Raw genomic sequence first — 17,706 nt, 5'->3', positions numbered from 1 at the left:
GAACGGTAGCGGACGGCGGGTCGCGACGACGGCAACCGCGCACCGTCCGCGCCGCGCGGCGCTGGTAGGATCGACCGACCGACAACCTTGAAGTCCGTCCCGTGAGGCGGAGAAGGGAGTCCGCATGGCTGTGCGCACCGTGCTGCAGCAGGCTGACCTCGAACGGGCGCTGACCCGTATCGCGCATGAGATCCTCGAGGCGAACAAGGGGCCCGACGACCTCGTCCTCCTCGGCATCCCCACGCGCGGCGTGGCCCTCGCCGGGCGACTGGGCCGCATCATCTCGCGGATCGCCGGCGTCGACGTGCCCTCGGGTGCCCTCGACGTGACGATGTACCGCGACGACCTTGGCCGGAATCCGGTCCGGACCACCCACCCGACCGAGGTGCCGGGCGACGGGATCGACGGCCGCGTGGTCGTCCTCGTCGACGACGTGCTCTACTCCGGGCGCACCATCCGCGCCGCGCTCGACGCGCTCGCCGACCTCGGTCGCGCCCGCGCCGTGCGCCTCGCCGTGCTCGTCGACCGCGGACACCGCGAATTCCCGATCCGCGCCGACTACGTCGGGAAGAACCTCCCCAGCTCGACGCGCGAGCGCATCAACGTGCGCCTCGCCGAGGTCGACGGCGACGACGCCGTGACCATCGAGGGGAGCGACGCGTGAGGCACCTGCTCAGCACCCGCGACCTCGCGCGCGACGAGGCGATCGCCCTGCTCGACGTCGCGGAGGACATGGCCGCGGTGCAGGCGCGCGAGGTGAAGAAGCTCCCGACGCTCCGGGGCCGCACCGTCGTGAACCTGTTCTTCGAGGACAGCACGCGCACGCGCATCTCCTTCGAGGCGGCCGCCAAGCGGCTCTCGGCCGACGTCATCAACTTCAGTGCCAAGGGCTCGAGCGTGTCCAAGGGCGAGAGCCTGAAGGACACGGCGCAGACCCTGCAGGCCATGGGCGCCGACGGCGTGGTGATCCGCCACCACGCCTCGGGCGCCCCGCAGCGGCTCGCGACCAGCGGATGGATCGACGCGGGCGTCGTGAACGCCGGCGACGGCACGCACGAGCATCCGACCCAGGCGCTCCTCGACGCGTTCACGATGCGTCGGCGACTGCACGGCGAGGCCTCTCGCGGCCGGGACCTCGACGGCGTGCGCGTGGTCATCGTCGGCGACATCCTGCACTCGCGCGTCGCCCGGTCGAACGTCTGGCTGCTCGCCGCGCTCGGCGCCGAGGTGACGCTCGTCGCGCCGCCGACGCTCATCCCCGTCGACGTGTCCGGCTGGCCGGCATCCGTCGACTACGACCTCGACCGCGCGCTCGCGGCGTCGCCGGACGTCGTCATGATGCTCCGCGTCCAGGTCGAGCGCATGCACGGCGCGTTCTTCCCGAACGAGCGCGAGTACGCGCGCACCTGGGGGCTCGACGACCTCAGGTTCGCACGGTTGCCCGCGACTACGATGGTGATGCATCCCGGCCCGATGAACCGCGGGTTCGAGATCGCCGCTCGCGTCGCCGATTCCCCCCAGTCCACGGTGCGCGAGCAGGTTGCGAACGGAGTATCAGTGAGAATGGCCGCCCTCTACCTGCTGCTGTCCGGCGAACGGGGTGAGGCCCGGTGAGCGAGTCCTTCCTCATCCGCGGCGCAGTCCTGCCCACGGGCGAGCGCGCCGACATCCTGCTCCGGGGCGGCCGCATCGCCGACGTGGGCACGGTGGCGGACGCTGCGGGTGCGACCGTCGTCGACGCCGACGGCCTCGTCGCCCTCCCCGGCCTGGTCGACCTGCACACCCACCTGCGCGAGCCCGGGTACGAGCAGAGCGAGACCGTGCTGACGGGTACGCAGGCGGCCGCGGCCGGCGGGTTCACGGCCGTGTTCGCGATGGCGAACACGTCGCCCGTCGCCGACACCGCGGGCGTCGTCGAGCAGGAGCTCTCGCTCGGCGAGGCCGCGGGCTACGCCACCGTGCAGCCCATCGGAGCGGTCACCGTCGGGTTGAAGGGCGAGCAGCTCGCCGAGCTCGGCGCGATGGCCGCCTCGCGAGCCCGCGTGCGCGTCTTCAGCGACGACGGCTTCTGCGTCTTCGATCCGCTCCTGATGCGCCGGGCCCTCGAGTACGTCAAGGCGTTCGACGGCGTCATCGCCCAGCACGCCCAGGAGCCGCGCCTGACGCAGGGTGCGCAGATGAACGAGGGCGCACTCTCGGGCGAGCTCGGGCTCGCCGGCTGGCCCGCCGTCGCCGAGGAGTCGATCATCGCGCGCGACGTGCTGCTCGCCGAGCACGTCGGGTCGCGCCTGCACGTGTGCCACGTCTCCACGGCGGGTTCGGTCGAGGTCATCCGCTGGGCGAAGGCGCGCGGCATCGACGTGACCGCCGAGGTCACCCCGCACCACCTGCTCCTCACCGAGGAGCTCATCGCCGGGCGCGACGCCGCCGCCGGGCCGGTCGCCGCCTACGACCCGCGCTTCAAGGTCAATCCGCCGCTCCGACGCCGGGAGGACGTCGAGGCGCTCCGCGCCGCGCTCGCCGACGGCACGATCGACATCGTCGCGACCGACCACGCGCCGCACCCCGTCGAGGCCAAGGAGTGCGAGTGGGACGCGGCCGCGAACGGCATGGTGGGCCTCGAGTCCGCCCTGTCGGTCGTGCAGCAGACCATGGTCGACACGGGCCTCATCGGCTGGACGGATGTCGCCCGCGTGCTCTCCTCGACGCCCGCCCGCATCGGCCGGATCAGCGGCCACGGCGAACCCGTCGCCGCGGGCTCAGCGGCCGAGCTCACGCTCGTCGATCCCGCTGCGCGCGGCGAGTTCGGCGCGGAGCGGCTCGCGGGTCGCAGCACCAACTCCCCGTACCTCGGCCGCACCCTGCCCGGCCGCGTCGTCGCGACCTTCCACCGCGGCGTGGCCACGGTGCTCGACGGCGCCGTCCGTCCCGCCGACGAGGTGGCGCCGAAGTCCGCCGCCGCCCGGGGAGGTGCGCGTGACTGAGTGGTGGGTCGGCGTCCTCGCCGCGCTCGCGGCGGTCGCCCTCGTCGGGTGGCTCATGCTGCGTTCATGGCGACGGCGGGCGGTGCGCGACGAATCCCTCGCGGCGTACCCGCCGCCGGCCGGGCTCGGCCTGCCCGAGCTCGAGCTCGAGGCGCTCTACGTCGCCACCACGCCCGAGGCGGAGCCGCTCGAACGGCTCGCGGTCGACGGGCTGGCGTTCCGCGGTGCCGCGCACGTCGAGGTGCACCCGTCCGGCGTGCTCCTCCGCATCGCCGGGGAGCTGCCGAGCTTCATCCCCGCCGACCGCCTCGCCGGGGCGGGGACCGCGACCTACGCGATCGATCGCGGGGTCGAGCCCGAGGGCCTCGTCGCCCTCACGTGGATCGTGGACGACCGTTCGGAGCCCGAGGTCCCGACGCGCGTCGACAGCTACCTGCGGTGCCGGTACCCGGGCGACAACGTCCGGCTCATCGACGCCGTGAACCAGATCGCCGCGACGCCCGCCGTGTCGCGGCAGGCCGCAGAGAACGAAGAGAGCGAGGCCTCGGATGACTGAGACCCCGACCCCGGTCGACGAGCAGGCCGCACCGGCCGCCGTCGACCTCGACCGTGCCGTCCTGGTCCTGGAGGACGGCACCCGCTACGAGGGCCGCGCGTACGGCGCGCGGGGACGCACGCTCGGCGAGGCCGTCTTCGCGACGGGCATGACGGGCTACCAGGAGACCCTGACCGACCCGTCGTACGCCGGCCAGATCGTCCTCATGACCGCGCCGCACATCGGAAACACCGGCATGAACGACGACGACATGGAGTCCGCGAAGATCTGGGTGGCCGGTTTCGTGGTGCGCGACCCCTCCCGCGTCGTGTCGAACTTCCGCTCGCAGCGGAGCCTCGACGACGACCTCGCGGCAGCCGGCATCGTCGGGATCAGCCGCATCGACACACGGGCGGTCACGCGGCACATCCGCTCGCTCGGCGCCATGCGCGCGGGCATCTTCTCGGGTGAGGACGCCTACCTCTCGCCCGGCGAGCAGCTCGAGCTCGTGCAGGGCGGCGAGCAGATGACCGGTCGGAACCTCTCCGGCTCGGTCTCGACGGGGGAGCGGTACACGCTCGACGCCGTGGGCGAGCGCGTCGGCTCGGTCGCGGTGCTCGACCTCGGGGTCAAGACCTCCACCCTGAAGTACCTCGCCGAGCGCGGCTTCGACGTGCACGTGCTGCCGCAGTCGGTCACGTCCGACGACGTGCTCGCCCTGCAGCCCGACGCGCTGTTCTTCTCCAACGGGCCCGGCGACCCGGGCGCGTCCGACCGGCACGTCGAGCTGCTGCGCACGGCGCTGCGGGCGGGCCTGCCCTACTTCGGGATCTGCTTCGGCAACCAGCTGCTCGGCCGCGCGCTCGGGTTCGAGACGTACAAGCTGCCGTTCGGACATCGCGGGATCAACCAGCCCGTGCTGGACCGCGAGACCGGCCGGGTCGAGATCACCGCCCACAACCACGGGTTCGCCGTCGCCGCGCCCACGGATCGCGTGAGCGACTCGGCTCAGGGCTTCGGCCGGGTCGAGGTCAGCCACGTGGGCCTCAACGACAACGTCGTCGAGGGACTGAACTGCCTCGACATCCCCGCGTTCTCGGTGCAGTACCACCCCGAGTCGGCCGCGGGGCCGCACGATGCGAACTACCTCTTCGACCGCTTCCGCGACATGGTCATCGCGAGCAAGCAGACCAAGGAGAACGGCGAGTAATGCCCAAGCGCGACGACATCAACTCCGTCCTCGTGATCGGCTCCGGGCCGATCGTCATCGGCCAGGCGGCCGAGTTCGACTACTCGGGCACCCAGGCCTGCCGGGTCCTGCGCGCCGAGGGCGTCCGCGTCATCCTGGTGAACCCCAACCCGGCCACCATCATGACCGACCCGGACTTCGCCGACGCGACCTACGTCGAGCCCATCACGCCCGAGGTGATCGAGTCGATCATCGTGAAGGAGCAGCCCGACGCGGTGCTGCCGACGCTCGGCGGCCAGACCGCGCTCAACGCGGCGATCGCCCTGCACGAGGCGGGCATCCTCGAGAAGCACGGCGTCGAGCTCATCGGCGCCAAGGTCGAGGCCATCCGCAAGGGCGAGGACCGCCAGCTCTTCAAGGACCTCGTGATCGAGGCCGGCGCCGACGTCGCGCGCTCGCACGTCGCGACGACCCTCGAGCAGGCCAAGGAGTTCGCGAAGGACCTCGGCTACCCGCTCGTCGTGCGCCCGTCGTTCACCATGGGCGGCCTCGGGTCGGGCTTCGCCTACACCGAGGCGGACCTCGTCCGCATCGTGACGCAGGGCCTGCACGACTCGCCGACCACCGAGGTGCTGCTCGAGGAGTCCATCCTCGGCTGGAAGGAGTACGAGCTCGAGCTCATGCGCGACACGGCCGACAACACCGTGGTCGTGTGCTCGATCGAGAACGTCGACCCCGTCGGCGTGCACACGGGCGATTCCATCACCGTCGCGCCCGCGCTCACCCTCACCGACCGCGAGTACCAGAAGCTCCGCGACATCGGCATCGACATCATCCGCGCTGTGGGCGTCGACACCGGCGGCTGCAACATCCAGTTCGCGGTCGACCCGGCCGACGGCCGCGTCATCGTCATCGAGATGAACCCGCGAGTGTCCCGCTCGTCGGCGCTCGCATCGAAGGCCACCGGCTTCCCGATCGCGAAGATCGCCGCGAAGCTCGCGATCGGCTACCGCCTGGACGAGATCCCCAACGACATCACGAAGGTCACGCCCGCCTCGTTCGAGCCGACGCTCGACTACGTGGTCGTGAAGGTGCCGCGGTTCGCGTTCGAGAAGTTCCCGGCGGCCGACCCGACGCTCACGACCACGATGAAGTCGGTGGGAGAGGCCATGGCCATCGGCCGCAACTTCACGACCGCGCTGCAGAAGGCGCTGCGCTCGCTCGAGAAGCGGGGATCGAGCTTCCACTGGGATGACGAGCCGCGGACGGTCGACGAGCTGCTCGAGGCCGCCGGGGTGCCGACCGACGGCCGGATCGTGCTCGTGCAGCAGGCCCTCCGGAAGGGCGCCTCGGTCGAGCAGGCCTTCGAGGCCACGAAGATCGACCCGTGGTTCCTCGACCAGATCGTGCTCGTCAACGAGGTCGCCGCGCGCATCGCCGATGCCGAGGCGCTCGACACCGACACGCTGCTCCTCGCGAAGGACCACGGCTTCTCCGACGCCCAGATCGGCCAGCTCCGCGGCTTCGGCGAGGCCGACGCCCGCGAGGTGCGCCACATCCTCGGCATCCGGCCCGTGTTCAAGACGGTCGACACGTGCGCGGGCGAGTTCCCCGCGCTCACGCCGTACCACTACTCGAGCTACGACCTCGAGACCGAGGTCGCGCCGAGCGAACGCCGCAAGGTCGTCATCCTCGGCTCCGGGCCGAACCGCATCGGCCAGGGCGTCGAGTTCGACTACTCGTGCGTGCACGCGTCGTTCGCGCTGTCCGACGCCGGGTTCGAGACCATCATGATCAACTGCAACCCCGAGACGGTGTCGACCGACTACGACACGAGCGACCGGCTCTACTTCGAGCCGCTCACGCTCGAGGACGTGCTCGAGGTGATCCACGCCGAGTCGCAGTCGGGCGAGCTCGTCGGCGTCGTCGTGCAGCTCGGCGGGCAGACCGCGCTCGGTCTCGCGAAGGGCCTCGAGGCGGCGGGCGTGCCGATCCTCGGCACGAGCCCGGACGCGATCGACTCCGCCGAGGAGCGCGGCCAGTTCTCCGCGATCCTCGACGCGGCCGGACTCGTCGCACCCCGCAACGGCACCGCGATCGACCTGCCGGGGGCCGTCCACATCGCCGAGCAGATCGGCTACCCGGTGCTCGTGCGCCCGAGCTACGTCCTCGGCGGCCGCGGCATGGAGATCGTCTACGACACGCCGTCGCTCGCCGACTACTTCGCCCGCATCGAGGGCCACGGCATCGTCGGGCCGACGCATCCGCTGCTCGTCGACCGCTTCCTCGACGACGCGATCGAGATCGACGTCGATGCGCTGTTCGACGGCACCGAGCTCTACGTCGGCGGCGTGATGGAGCACATCGAGGAGGCCGGCATCCACTCGGGCGACTCGAGCTGCACGCTGCCGCCCGTGACGCTCGGTCGCGCCGAGATCGACCGCGTCCGCGAGGCGACCCGCGCGATCGCGGAGGGGATCGGAGTGCAGGGCCTGCTGAACGTGCAGTTCGCGATCGGCGCCGGCGTGCTCTACGTGCTCGAGGCGAACCCGCGCGCGAGCCGCACGGTGCCCTTCGTCTCGAAGGCGCTCGGCATCCCCCTGGCGAAGGCCGCCTCGCGCATCATGGTCGGCGCGACGATCCGCGAGCTCGTGGCCGAGGGCATGCTGCCCGAGGTCGACGGCTCGCGCGTGCCGCTCGACTCGCCCGTGGCCGTCAAGGAGGCCGTGCTGCCGTTCCACCGGTTCCGCACGGCCGAGGGCACCATGGTCGACTCGGTGCTCGGGCCCGAGATGCGCTCGACCGGCGAGGTCATGGGCATCGACAAGGACTTCCCGACGGCCTTCGCGAAGAGCCAGCTGGCCGCCTACGGGGGCATGCCCATCTCGGGGAGGGTCTTCGTGTCGGTCTCCGACCGCGACAAGCGCGCGATCATCCTGCCGGTGCTGCGCCTCCAGCAGCTCGGCTACGACCTCGTCGCGACCGAGGGCACGGCCGAGGTGCTCCAGCGCAACGGCATCGCCAGCGGAACCGTGCTGAAGTTCAGCGAGAAGCACGACGAGGCCGACCCCTCCGTGGTCGAGCTCATCCACCGCGGCGAGATCGACGTGGTCGTCAACACCCCGAGCGGACGCTCGGCGCGGGCGGACGGCTACGAGATCCGGGCCGCGGCGGTCGCCGCGGACATCCCGCTGTTCACCACGATCGCCGAGCTCTCGGCCGCGGTCGCCTCCCTCGACGCGGTCAAGGGCGGGTTCGAGGTGACCAGCCTCCAGGAGTACGCGAGCCGCCGCGCGGCCGCGGTGGTCGCGTGAACGGCGCCACCGCCTTCGGCGACCGACTGCACGGCGTGTTCGAGTCGCACGGACGCCTGTGCGTCGGCATCGACCCGCACGCGTCGCTGCTCGACCAGTGGGGACTCGACGACACGGCCGCGGGCGTGCGGGAGTTCGGCCTCCGCGTCGTGGGCGCCGCCGCCGGACGCGCCGGCATCGTGAAGCCGCAGGTCGCGTTCTACGAGCGCCACGGCGCTGCCGGCTACGTCGCGCTCGAGCGCGTGCTCGCCGAGGCGCGGGACGCCGGACTCGTCGTCATCGCCGACGTCAAGCGCGGCGACATCGGCACGAGCGTCGACGCCTACGGCGAGGCGTGGCTGCGCCCCGGGTCGGGCCTCGAGTCCGACGCCATGACCGTGAGCGCCTACCAGGGCCTCGGCTCCATCGAGTCCGTCATGCGACGCGCGGATGCCGCGGGCAAGGGCCTGTTCGTGCTGTCCGCCACGTCGAACCCCGAGGCCGCCGCGATCCAGCGCGCGGTCCTGCAGCAGTCCAGCCGCGAGGGGGCGACGGTCGCCGGTGCGATCTGCTCCGGCGTCGCGGCGTGGAACGCGGCGCGGGAGGACGCCGCCGACCGGGCCATGGGCTCGATCGGCGTGGTCCTCGGTGCGACGGCCGACCTCGCGGCATCCGGCATCGACGTCTCGGCCGACCCGGCTGAGCCCGTGCTCCCCGTGCTCGCGCCCGGCTTCGGGCACCAGGGCGCCGACGTCCGCGACCTTCAGGCGATCTACGGCGCGCTCTCGGCGGGCGTCATCGTGAGCGAGTCCCGGTCGCTGCTCGGCGAGGGGCCCGACGGGATCGTGGAGGCCATCGTGCGCCGCGCCGACGAGATCGGGGCCGCCCGTGTCTGAGCACGCCGTGGCATCCGCCCCGCCCGAGGTCGACCGCATCGCGGCATCGCGTGCCGCCGTCGCCGCGCGTCGCGCCCGCGCCGCGGTCAAGCACGACGTCGCCTCCGGCGCCCGCAGCCCGCTCGACGTCCTGCGCGCCGCCTACGAGGAGCCCGAGGGCGTCGAGGGGCGCCTCCGCGTGACCGAGTTCCTCACCGCGATCCCCGCCATCGGGCAGACGAAGTGCGCCCGGATCATGGACGAGCTGCAGATCGCCGCCTCGAAGCGCCTCGGCGGCCTGGGGCGCCTGCAGCGCCGGCGGCTGCGCGAGTTCACTTCCGAGTGGATCGCCGACCACGGCGGCGTGGGCGACCGGCTGGTCGTGCTCGCCGGCCCCACGGCGGTCGGCAAGGGCACGGTCGCGGGCTACATCCGCGAGCACCACCCCGAGGTCGAGCTCTCGGTGTCGGCCACGACCCGCGCACCGCGGCCCGGCGAGGTCGAGGGCGAGCACTACTTCTTCGTCTCCGACGAGGAGTTCGACCGGATGATCGCCGACGACGAGCTGCTCGAGTGGGCGACCGTGCACAACGCGTACCGCTACGGCACGCCGCGCGGGCCGGTCGAGGAGGCGATCGCCGCGGGCAGCAGCGTGCTGCTCGAGATCGACATCCAGGGAGCACGGTCGGTCCGCCGCGCGATGCCCGAGGCGACGCTGGTCTTCCTGCTGCCGCCGACGTGGGAGGAGCTCGTCCGCCGCCTCGTCGGACGCGGCACCGAGAGCCCGGCCGAGCAGCAGCGCCGGCTCGAGACCGCGAAGGTCGAACTGGCCGCGGTCGAGGAGTTCGATCACCAGGTCGTGAATCACGAGGTCCGCGAGGCTGCGCAAAAGGTCGTAGACTTGATGCGGCCTCGAAGGGGGCGGCGTCATGCTGCCCTCCGCCAAGATCTTCCGCGCACCGAGGGTGCGCCCCACTCGTAAGGAGCCTCCATGGCCGAGAAGCTGTCCGGAATCATCGACCCGCCCATCGACGACCTGCTCTCGAAGGTCGACTCGAAGTACCAGCTCGTGATCTTCGCGTCCAAGCGCGCCCGCCAGATCAACGACTACTACGCCGACCTGCACGAGGGCAGCCTGTTCGACAACGTCGGACCGCTCGTGGACTCGTCGATCGACGACAAGCCGCTCTCCGTCGCGCTCCACGAGATCAACGAGGACAAGCTGCGCCTCCGCCCGATCGGCGAATAGCCGGCAGGCGCGCATGGCGCTGAACATCGTCGTCGGCATCACCGGCGGCATCGCGGCGTACAAGGCCGTGTCGGTGGTGCGTTCGCTCGTGCTCGCCGGTCATGACGTGCACGTGGTGCCGACCGAGTCGGCGCTGCGCTTCGTCGGGCGTCCGACGCTCGAGGCGATCTCCCGCAACCCCGTGCACATCGACCTCTTCGAGGGCGTCGCCGAGGTGCGGCACGTCGCGATCGGCCAGGCGGCCGACCTCATCGTGATCGCCCCGGCGACCGCGAACAGCATCGCCAGGCTCGCCGCCGGCCTCGCCGACGACCTGCTCGGCAACACCGTGCTCGCGAGCGAGGCGCCGATCGTCGTCGCGCCGGCGATGCACACCGAGATGTGGCGCAACCCGGCCACGCAGGCCAACATCGCCACGCTGCGCGAACGCGGCGTGACGATCGTCGGACCGGCGGTCGGCCAGCTCACCGGATCCGACAGCGGCCCCGGGCGGCTCGAGGAGCCCGACGTGATCGTGCGGGCGGCGCTCGAGGTCGCGGAGCGGCACGGCCTCACCGGCGGGGCCCCCGGCCGCGACGCCGCCGTGCACGACCTGGCGGGCCGCCGGATCGTCGTGTCCGCGGGCGGGACCCGCGAACCCCTCGACCCGGTGCGCTTCCTCGGCAACCGCTCGAGCGGCAAGCAGGGCGTCGCGATCGCCGAGGCCGCCGCCGCCCGTGGCGCCGAGGTCACGCTCGTCGCCGTCAACCTCGAGGTGGCCGAGCCCGGCGGATGCCGCGTGCGCGCCGTCTCGAGCGCGCTCGAGCTGCGCGAGGCGATGCACGAGGCCCTGGACGGGGCCGATGCGGTCGTCATGGCCGCGGCCGTCGCCGACTACCGGCCCGCCTCGGTGAGCGAGGCGAAGATCAAGAAGGTCGACGGGCAGGAGCACCTCACGCTCGAACTGGTCCGCAACCCGGACATCCTCGCCGAGCTCGGGTCGACCGACCACGACGGCACGCTGCTCGTCGGGTTCGCCGCCGAGACCGAGGCCGATCCCGAGCGCCTCGTCGAGCTCGCGCGGGCCAAGCGCCGCGCGAAGCGCGCCGACCTGCTGGTGGTCAACCGCGTCGGGTGGACCCGCGGCTTCGCCGCCGACGAGAACACGGTCGCCGTGATCGGCCCCGACGACGCGATCGTCGCCGAGCTCGAAGGCAGCAAGTTGTCGGTGGCGCACGGCATCCTCGACGTCATCGCCGGTCGGCTCGCGCCCGGCGCCGCAAGCACGAAGGAACCCCACCCCGCATGAGCGCACTGCGCCAGTTCACGTCCGAGTCCGTCACCGAGGGGCACCCCGACAAGATCTGCGACCAGGTCTCCGACGCGATCCTCGACGCGCTGCTCTCGGTCGACCCGCATGCGCGCGTGGCCGTCGAGACGCTCGTCACCACGGGCCTCGTGCACGTCGCGGGCGAGGTGTCCACGTCGGGGTACGTCGAGATCCCCGCGATCGTCCGCGATCGCATCACCTCCATCGGCTACGACTCGTCCGACGTCTGGTTCGACGGCCGCTCGTGCGGCGTCTCCGTCTCGATCGGCGGCCAGTCGCCCGACATCGCCCAGGGCGTCGACCACGCCTACGAGTCGCGCGAGGGCGCCAGCATCGACGCGCTCGACCGGCAGGGCGCCGGCGACCAGGGCATCATGTTCGGGTACGCCGTCCGCGAGACCCCCGAGCTCATGCCCGTGCCGATCTGGCTCGCGCACCGGCTCGCCGAGCGCCTCGCCCGCGTCCGCAAGGAGGGCGAGCTCGACTACCTGCGGCCCGACGGCAAGACGCAGGTGACCGTCGGCTACGAGGGGCAGACGGCGCGCACCATCGAGACGGTCGTGCTCTCCACGCAGCACGCGACCACCGTGTCGACCGAGCAGCTCCGCGCCGAGGTCGAGGAACTCGTGATCCGGCCGGTGCTCGACACCGTCGAGCTCGCGCGGCCCGAGCTGAAGGTGCTCATCAACCCGACCGGTCGGTTCGAGATCGGCGGGCCGCAGGGCGACGCCGGCCTCACCGGCCGGAAGGTCATCATCGACACCTACGGCGGCGCGAGCCGCCACGGAGGCGGCGCGTTCAGCGGCAAGGACCCGTCGAAGGTCGACCGCTCGGCCGCCTACGCGATGCGCTGGGCGGCGAAGAACGCGGTCGCGGCCGGGCTCGCCGACCGGCTCGAACTGCAGGTCGCGTACGCGATCGGCGCCGCCGCACCCGTCGGCCTCTACGTCGAGACCTTCGGCACCGGCCACGTTCCCGAGGACCGCATCATCGGCGCCATCCGCGAGGTCTTCGACCTCCGGCCCGCGGCGATCATCCGCGACCTCGACCTGCTGCGGCCCATCTACGCCGACACCGCGACCTACGGCCACTTCGGCCGTGAACTCCCGTCCTTCACGTGGGAGCGCCTCGACCGCGTCGACGACCTGCGCGCCGCAGCCGGGCTCTGACGTGGCCGCGGGGCCGGTGGCGAGGGTCCTCGTCGACTCGCCCCTGCCGCAGCTCGACCAGCTCCTCGACTATCGCGTGCCGGAGCGCCTCGCGGCATCCGTCGTGCCGGGCGTGCGCATCCGCGTGCCGCTCCGCTCCGGCGGGCGCATCGCGCAGGCCTGGGTCGTCGAACTCGCCGAGCAGAGCGGGTTCCGCGGCGAGCTGAGCGAGGTAGAGGGCGTCGTGGGGGAGGTGCCGGTGCTCACGCCCGACCTGTGGCGGCACGCGCGCGCGGCCGCCGATCGCGCGGCGGGCAACGCGAGCGACGTCCTGCGGCTCGCGATCCCCGGCCGGTACGTCCGCGCCGAGAAGGCGTGGCTCGCGGCGCCCGGCGACCCCGGCCCGCTGCCGGTCGATCCGGCCGGCCTCGCGCAGTACGAGCCGGGTCGGGTCGAGCGCGGCCTCGCCGACGGCGAGCGGATGGCGCTCGTGGCCGACGCGCGGCCCGTGCGACTCGCGTCGGGCGCGTGGGTGGGGGCGTGGGCGACCACGCTCGCCGCCGCGGCGGCGCACGTGCTGGCGCAGGACCGCTCGGCGGTCGTCGCGGTCCCCGACTACCGCGACCAGGAGCAGCTCGAGGCCGCCCTCGCCGAGGTGGTCGACGCACGTCGGGTCCTGCGCACGGATGCGCGCCAGACGGGGCAGGAGCGGTACCGCGCCTTCCTCGAGTCGACCGGCGAGGCGGCGCGCGTCGTGATCGGCAACCGATCCACCGTCTACGCGCCCGCAGCGCGGCTCGGCCTGGTCGCCGTCTACGACGACGGCGACCCGCTGCACGCCGAGCCGCTCGCCCCGGGCGTGCACGCCCGTGACGCGGCCCTGATCCGCCAGGAGCAGTCCGGCGCCGCGCTCGTGTTCCTCGCGCACAGCCGGAGCGTCGAGGTGCAGCGGCTCGTCGGCCTCGGCTGGGTGCACGAGGTCCCGCTGCGACGCGGATCCCGTCCGCGCATCGTGCTCACCGAGCAGCAGCCCGACGCGGGCAGCGGTGGGGCGCGCATCCCCTCGACCGCGTGGCGCGATGCGCAGGCGGCGATCGCGCAGGGGCCCGTCCTCGTGCAGGTCGCGCGCCCGGGGCACGCGCCGATGCTCGTGTGCGACCGGTGCCGTGAGCCCGCGCGCTGCACCGCGTGCGGCGGGTCGCTCGTGGTGCCCCGCGAGGGCGGCGGCCCGGCCTGCGCGTTGTGCGGCACCAGCGCCGCCGGATGGACCTGCCCCGTGTGCGAGTCCACCGCGCTGCGGGCGGCCGTCGTGGGCGCGAGCCGCACCGCCGAGGAGCTCGGCCGGGCGTTCCCTCGCTCACGCATCGTCGTCTCCGACGGCGAGCGCCCGCTGCTCCGGGTGGGGGCCGATCCTCAGCTCGTGGTCGCGACCCGCGGCGCGGAGCCGGTGGCCGAGGGCGGCTACCGAGCCGTGCTCCTCCTCGACGGCGAGCGGATGCTGCTCCGCGAGTCGCTCCGCGTCGCCGAGGACTGCCTCCGCTGGTGGTCCGATGCCGCGGCCCTCGCGGCCCCCGGTGCCCCCGTGCACCTCGTCGGCGTGGGCGGCGCACTCGGCACCGCGCTCGCGACGTGGTCCCAGCCCGCCTGGGCCGCGGGCGAACTCGAGGCGCGTCGCGCGCTCCGGTTCCCGCCGGCGGTCCGCATGGCCTCGGTGACCTCCTCGCCCGACCGCCTGGCACGCGCGCTCGAGCGCATCCGCGCGATCGACGGCGTGGACGTGCTGGGACCGGTGCCGGTCGACGACGGGCTCGAGCGGGCCATCGTGCGATTCGGCTATGCGTCGGGCGCCGAGGTTGCGGCGGCGCTCAAGGCCGAGGCGATCCGCGCGGCGACCGAGCGGCGACGACCGGTCGCCGGGCGTCGGCCGGGGCGGCCTCCGACGCTGCGGGTCCGCATGGACGATCCCGACCTGCCGTGACCGCGCCGTCGCCGCCCGGGCCGGACCGCGGCCTGCCCTCGCGCCCCGCACGGCTGGGATGATGGAGTGTGCCCCAGCTCCGCATCGTCTTCGCGGGAACCCCCGCCGCCGCCGTCCCCTCCCTCGAACGTCTCGCCGCATCGCGGCACGAGGTGGTCGGCGTCGTCACGCGCCCGCCCGCGCCGCTCGGTCGCAAGCGCGTGCTCACGCCCTCGCCGGTCTCGTCGGCCGCTGAACGGCTGGGCGTGCCGGTCGTCGACGCGTCGCGGCTCGACGACGACGCGACCGCGCGGATCGCGGCGCTTCGACCCGACCTCGGCGTGATCGTCGCCTACGGGGGACTGGTGCGGGAACCGCTACTGTCGACCCCGCGGCACGGCTGGATCAACCTGCACTTCTCCGCCCTCCCGGCCTGGCGCGGCGCCGCGCCCGTGCAGCGCGCGCTCATCGCGGGCGACGCCGAGCTCGGCGCGTCCGTGTTCCGCCTCGTGCCCGAGCTCGATGCGGGCGACGTCTTCGCGACCCGCACGCGCCCGGTCGAGCCGGGTGAGACGGCCGGGGCGGCGCTCGAGTCGCTCGCGGCGTCCGGTGCCGACCTCGTCGCCGAGGTCGTGGACGCGATCGCGGACGGCACGGCGGTCGCGACGCCGCAGCAGGGCGAGCCGACCTTCGCGCCCAAGCTCACCATCGACGACGGCCGCCTCGACTGGCGGCGCACGACCGCGGAGGTCGATGCGCGCTATCGGGGCGTCACTCCCGAGCCGGGTGCGCACACCGAGGTCGACGGCGTGCGCGTCAAGGTGCTCGAGGCCGGCCCGGCGGCATCCGGCGACTGGCCCGAGCCGGAGCCGGGCGAGGTGCGCGGCGACCGCCGACGCGTGATCGTGGGCACGGCCGACGGCGCGCTCGAGCTGCGGCGGGTGCAGCCCGCGGGACGCACCGCGATGGCCGCGGCGGACTGGTGGCGGGGCCTCGGCGTCGACCGGGCGGTCGCGCGATGAGCGGCGCGAAGGGCGGGCGGCGTCCGTCCGCGACGCGCGGGAACCGGCCCGACCGGGTCGCGCTCTCCCGGATCGTCGCCTACGAGGTGCTCGAGGCCGTCCGCGACTCCGACGCCTACGCGAACCTGCTCCTGCCGACCCGCATCGATCGCGCGCGCCTCAGCGAACCGGATGCGGCGTTCGCGACCGAGCTCACGTACGGCACGCTGCGCATGCAGGGGTTCTACGACGCGGTCGTCGCGATCGCGGCCGGCCGGCCCGTCGCGAAGGTCGACCCGCCCGTGCTCGACGTGCTGCGGCTCGGCGTCCACCAGCTGCTCGCGACGCGCGTGGCGACGCACGCGGCCGTCAACGAGTCCGTCGCGCTCGCACGGCGCGTCGCCCCGGCGGCCGCCGGGTTCGTGAACGCCGTCCTCCGGACCGTGTCCCGGCGCGAGGCCGACGACTGGCGCGACCTGGTCGCCGGCGAGGCGGCGTCGCCCGACGAGGCGCTCGCGGCCGTCCACTCCCACCCGGTCTGGGTGGTGCGGGCCCTTCGCACCGCACTCGAGCGCGAGGGGCGCGGAGACGAACTCGTCGCGCTGCTCGAGGCCGACAACGCGGCCCCGCGCGTCAACCTCGTGGCCCTGCCCGGACTGTCCGCGGCGCCGGGCGAACTCGGGGAGCCGGACCGCTACTCGCCGGTCGGACTCACGGCGCCCGATCCGCTGGTCCTCGTCGCCGAGCACGGCGGACGCGTGCGCGTGCAGGACGAGGGCTCGCAGCTGGCCGCGCTCGCGCTGAGCCGCGTCGCACCGATCCGGCCGGGGGAGCGGTGGCTCGACCTGTGCGCGGGTCCCGGCGGGAAGACCGCGCTCCTCGCGGCGGAGGCGCTCGCGGGCGGCGCGACGGTCGTCGCGAAGGAGGTCGTGCCGGCGCGCGCCGAGCTCGTGCGCCGTGCGGTGGCCGCCGTGCCCGCCGATGTGCCCGTCGAGGTGGGCGACGGACGCGAGCTCGACGCCGAGCAGCGCGGCGCGCCGGGCGGCTTCGACCGCATCCTGCTCGACGCGCCCTGCACGGGGCTCGGCGCCCTCCGGCGGCGTCCCGAGGCGCGGTGGCGCAAGGCGCCGACGGATGTCGCCGAGCTCACCGCGCTGCAGGGCGAGCTCGCCGACGCCGCGTTCGGGGCCCTGGCACCCGGCGGCGTCCTCGCGTACGTGACCTGTTCGCCGCACGCGTCGGAGACGCACGGCTCCCTCGGGCGGGCCCTCGCCCGCTGGGGCGACGACGCCGAGCTGCTCGACACCGCCGACGTGCTCCAGTCGATCGCGCGGCATCCGCTCGACCTCGGCGGCGACGGCCGCACGGCGCAGTTGTGGCCGCACCGCCACGGCACCGATGCGATGTTCATCGCGCTCGTGCGTCGCACGGGGCCGGTCGAGCCGCCGGGCGTCGAGGCCGCTCGATAGGCTGGGCCGCATGACGACGCGGATCAACCCGAGCATCCTCGCTGCCGACTTCGCCAACCTCGAGCGCGAGCTCGGGCGCATCGCGACCGCGGACCTCGTGCACGTCGACGTCATGGACAACCACTTCGTGCCGAACCTCACGTTCGGGCTCCAGATGGTGACCCGGCTGCAGGAGGTCTCGCCCATCCCGCTCGACGTGCACCTCATGATCGACGACCCGAACCGCTGGGCGCCCGCGTACGCGGAGGCCGGCGCGTTCTCGGTCACATTCCATGCCGAGGCGGCGGGCGAGCCGGTCGCGCTCGCCCGGAAGCTCCGCTCGATCGGCGTCCGCGCGGGCATCGCGCTGAAGCCCGGCACGGATGCCGCGCCCTACCTCGACCTCCTGCCCGAGTTCGACCAGGTTCTCGTCATGACCGTCGAGCCGGGCTTCGGCGGGCAGTCGTTCATCTCCGAGACCATGCCGAAGCTCCGCCGTCTCGCCGACGCGGTCCACGCGGCCGGACTCGACGTGTGGCTGCAGGTCGACGGCGGCATCACCGAGGAGACGATCGGCATCGCGGCCGAGGCCGGCGCCGACACGTTCGTCGCGGGATCGCACGTCTTCAACGGCGACGTGCCGGCCGAGCGCATCGAGGCGCTGCGCGCCGCGGTGGCCGCGCACCCGCACGGGCACGGCATGGCGCACGGGTAGTCT

The 17,706-nt window shown here is 73.5% G+C and carries 15 protein-coding genes; all 15 read left to right on the top strand.

All coding sequences use genetic code 11. The features are described 5' to 3' along the window. The first annotated feature begins 124 nt into the window (after positions 1–124). The 15 genes from pyrR (at position 125) to rpe (ending at position 17,703) form a co-directional block, all read left to right on the top strand. Positions 125–664 (top strand): bifunctional pyr operon transcriptional regulator/uracil phosphoribosyltransferase PyrR, encoded by a 540-nt coding sequence (gene pyrR / locus WBQ80_RS02190; protein WP_336570870.1) that lies wholly within the window; start codon positions 125–127, stop codon positions 662–664. Continuing rightward, the gene (locus WBQ80_RS02185) at positions 661–1,614 is read left to right on the top strand and encodes an aspartate carbamoyltransferase catalytic subunit (RefSeq protein ID WP_336570869.1); all 954 of its coding nucleotides are present in this window, start codon (positions 661–663) and stop codon (positions 1,612–1,614) included. Before pyrR ends, WBQ80_RS02185 begins: the two co-directional genes overlap by 4 nt. Then, a complete protein-coding gene (locus WBQ80_RS02180; protein WP_336570868.1) occupies positions 1,611–2,984 on the top strand; it encodes a dihydroorotase in 1,374 nt (457 codons plus the stop codon). The genes WBQ80_RS02185 and WBQ80_RS02180 overlap by 4 nt, the downstream gene beginning before the upstream one ends. Next, on the top strand, positions 2,977–3,540 hold the full coding sequence (locus tag WBQ80_RS02175) for a PH-like domain-containing protein (RefSeq protein WP_336570867.1): 564 nt from the start codon (positions 2,977–2,979) through the stop codon (positions 3,538–3,540). Before WBQ80_RS02180 ends, WBQ80_RS02175 begins: the two co-directional genes overlap by 8 nt. After that, the gene (carA, locus tag WBQ80_RS02170) at positions 3,533–4,729 is read left to right on the top strand and encodes a glutamine-hydrolyzing carbamoyl-phosphate synthase small subunit (protein ID WP_336570866.1); all 1,197 of its coding nucleotides are present in this window, start codon (positions 3,533–3,535) and stop codon (positions 4,727–4,729) included. The genes WBQ80_RS02175 and carA overlap by 8 nt, the downstream gene beginning before the upstream one ends. Next, a complete protein-coding gene (gene carB, locus WBQ80_RS02165) occupies positions 4,729–8,022 on the top strand; it encodes a carbamoyl-phosphate synthase large subunit (protein WP_336570865.1) in 3,294 nt (1,097 codons plus the stop codon). Before carA ends, carB begins: the two co-directional genes overlap by 1 nt. Beyond that, positions 8,019–8,897 (top strand): orotidine-5'-phosphate decarboxylase, encoded by an 879-nt coding sequence (gene pyrF, locus WBQ80_RS02160; protein WP_336570864.1) that lies wholly within the window; start codon positions 8,019–8,021, stop codon positions 8,895–8,897. Before carB ends, pyrF begins: the two co-directional genes overlap by 4 nt. After that, positions 8,890–9,858, top strand: coding sequence for a guanylate kinase (gmk, locus tag WBQ80_RS02155; protein ID WP_442892669.1), 969 nt, complete (start codon positions 8,890–8,892; stop codon positions 9,856–9,858). Before pyrF ends, gmk begins: the two co-directional genes overlap by 8 nt. Positions 9,859–9,867: 9 nt before the next feature. After that, the gene (gene rpoZ / locus WBQ80_RS02150; RefSeq protein WP_067947279.1) at positions 9,868–10,125 is read left to right on the top strand and encodes a DNA-directed RNA polymerase subunit omega; all 258 of its coding nucleotides are present in this window, start codon (positions 9,868–9,870) and stop codon (positions 10,123–10,125) included. Positions 10,126–10,138: 13 nt separating this feature from the next. Beyond that, complete coding sequence (coaBC, locus tag WBQ80_RS02145) at positions 10,139–11,413, top strand: bifunctional phosphopantothenoylcysteine decarboxylase/phosphopantothenate--cysteine ligase CoaBC (protein ID WP_442892668.1); 1,275 nt, start codon at positions 10,139–10,141, stop codon at positions 11,411–11,413. Next, positions 11,410–12,603: a methionine adenosyltransferase gene (gene metK / locus WBQ80_RS02140; protein ID WP_336570863.1), complete on the top strand. Its 1,194-nt coding sequence runs from the start codon at positions 11,410–11,412 to the stop codon at positions 12,601–12,603. Before coaBC ends, metK begins: the two co-directional genes overlap by 4 nt. A 16-nt stretch (positions 12,604–12,619) precedes the next feature. Next, on the top strand, positions 12,620–14,560 hold the full coding sequence (locus WBQ80_RS02135) for a primosomal protein N' (RefSeq protein WP_336570862.1): 1,941 nt from the start codon (positions 12,620–12,622) through the stop codon (positions 14,558–14,560). Between the two features lie 68 nt (positions 14,561–14,628). Next, positions 14,629–15,561 (top strand): methionyl-tRNA formyltransferase, encoded by a 933-nt coding sequence (gene fmt / locus WBQ80_RS02130; protein WP_336570861.1) that lies wholly within the window; start codon positions 14,629–14,631, stop codon positions 15,559–15,561. Then, complete coding sequence (locus tag WBQ80_RS02125; protein WP_336570860.1) at positions 15,558–17,009, top strand: RsmB/NOP family class I SAM-dependent RNA methyltransferase; 1,452 nt, start codon at positions 15,558–15,560, stop codon at positions 17,007–17,009. Before fmt ends, WBQ80_RS02125 begins: the two co-directional genes overlap by 4 nt. A gap of 10 nt (positions 17,010–17,019) precedes the next feature. Beyond that, the gene (rpe, locus tag WBQ80_RS02120) at positions 17,020–17,703 is read left to right on the top strand and encodes a ribulose-phosphate 3-epimerase (protein ID WP_336570859.1); all 684 of its coding nucleotides are present in this window, start codon (positions 17,020–17,022) and stop codon (positions 17,701–17,703) included. Positions 17,704–17,706 lie beyond the last annotated feature (3 nt).

Source organism: Agromyces sp. CCNWLW213 (assembly GCF_037199545.1).
Taxonomy (GTDB): domain Bacteria; phylum Actinomycetota; class Actinomycetes; order Actinomycetales; family Microbacteriaceae; genus Agromyces.
Note: the sequence above shows the minus strand (reverse complement) of the source record. Positions and strands in the feature narration are given on the sequence as shown.

What these genes read in the sequence shown, in the direction of transcription:
- rpoZ (WP_067947279.1), top strand. Translation starts at nt 9,868, where the DNA reads ATGGCCGAGAAGCTGTCCGGAATCATCGACCCGCCCATCGACGACCTG.
- metK (WP_336570863.1), top strand. Translation starts at nt 11,410, where the DNA reads ATGAGCGCACTGCGCCAGTTCACGTCCGAGTCCGTCACCGAGGGGCAC.
- WBQ80_RS02125 (WP_336570860.1), top strand. Translation starts at nt 15,558, where the DNA reads ATGAGCGGCGCGAAGGGCGGGCGGCGTCCGTCCGCGACGCGCGGGAAC.
- pyrR (WP_336570870.1), top strand. Translation starts at nt 125, where the DNA reads ATGGCTGTGCGCACCGTGCTGCAGCAGGCTGACCTCGAACGGGCGCTG.
- carB (WP_336570865.1), top strand. Translation starts at nt 4,729, where the DNA reads ATGCCCAAGCGCGACGACATCAACTCCGTCCTCGTGATCGGCTCCGGG.
- carA (WP_336570866.1), top strand. Translation starts at nt 3,533, where the DNA reads ATGACTGAGACCCCGACCCCGGTCGACGAGCAGGCCGCACCGGCCGCC.
- coaBC (WP_442892668.1), top strand. Translation starts at nt 10,139, where the DNA reads ATGGCGCTGAACATCGTCGTCGGCATCACCGGCGGCATCGCGGCGTAC.
- rpe (WP_336570859.1), top strand. Translation starts at nt 17,020, where the DNA reads ATGACGACGCGGATCAACCCGAGCATCCTCGCTGCCGACTTCGCCAAC.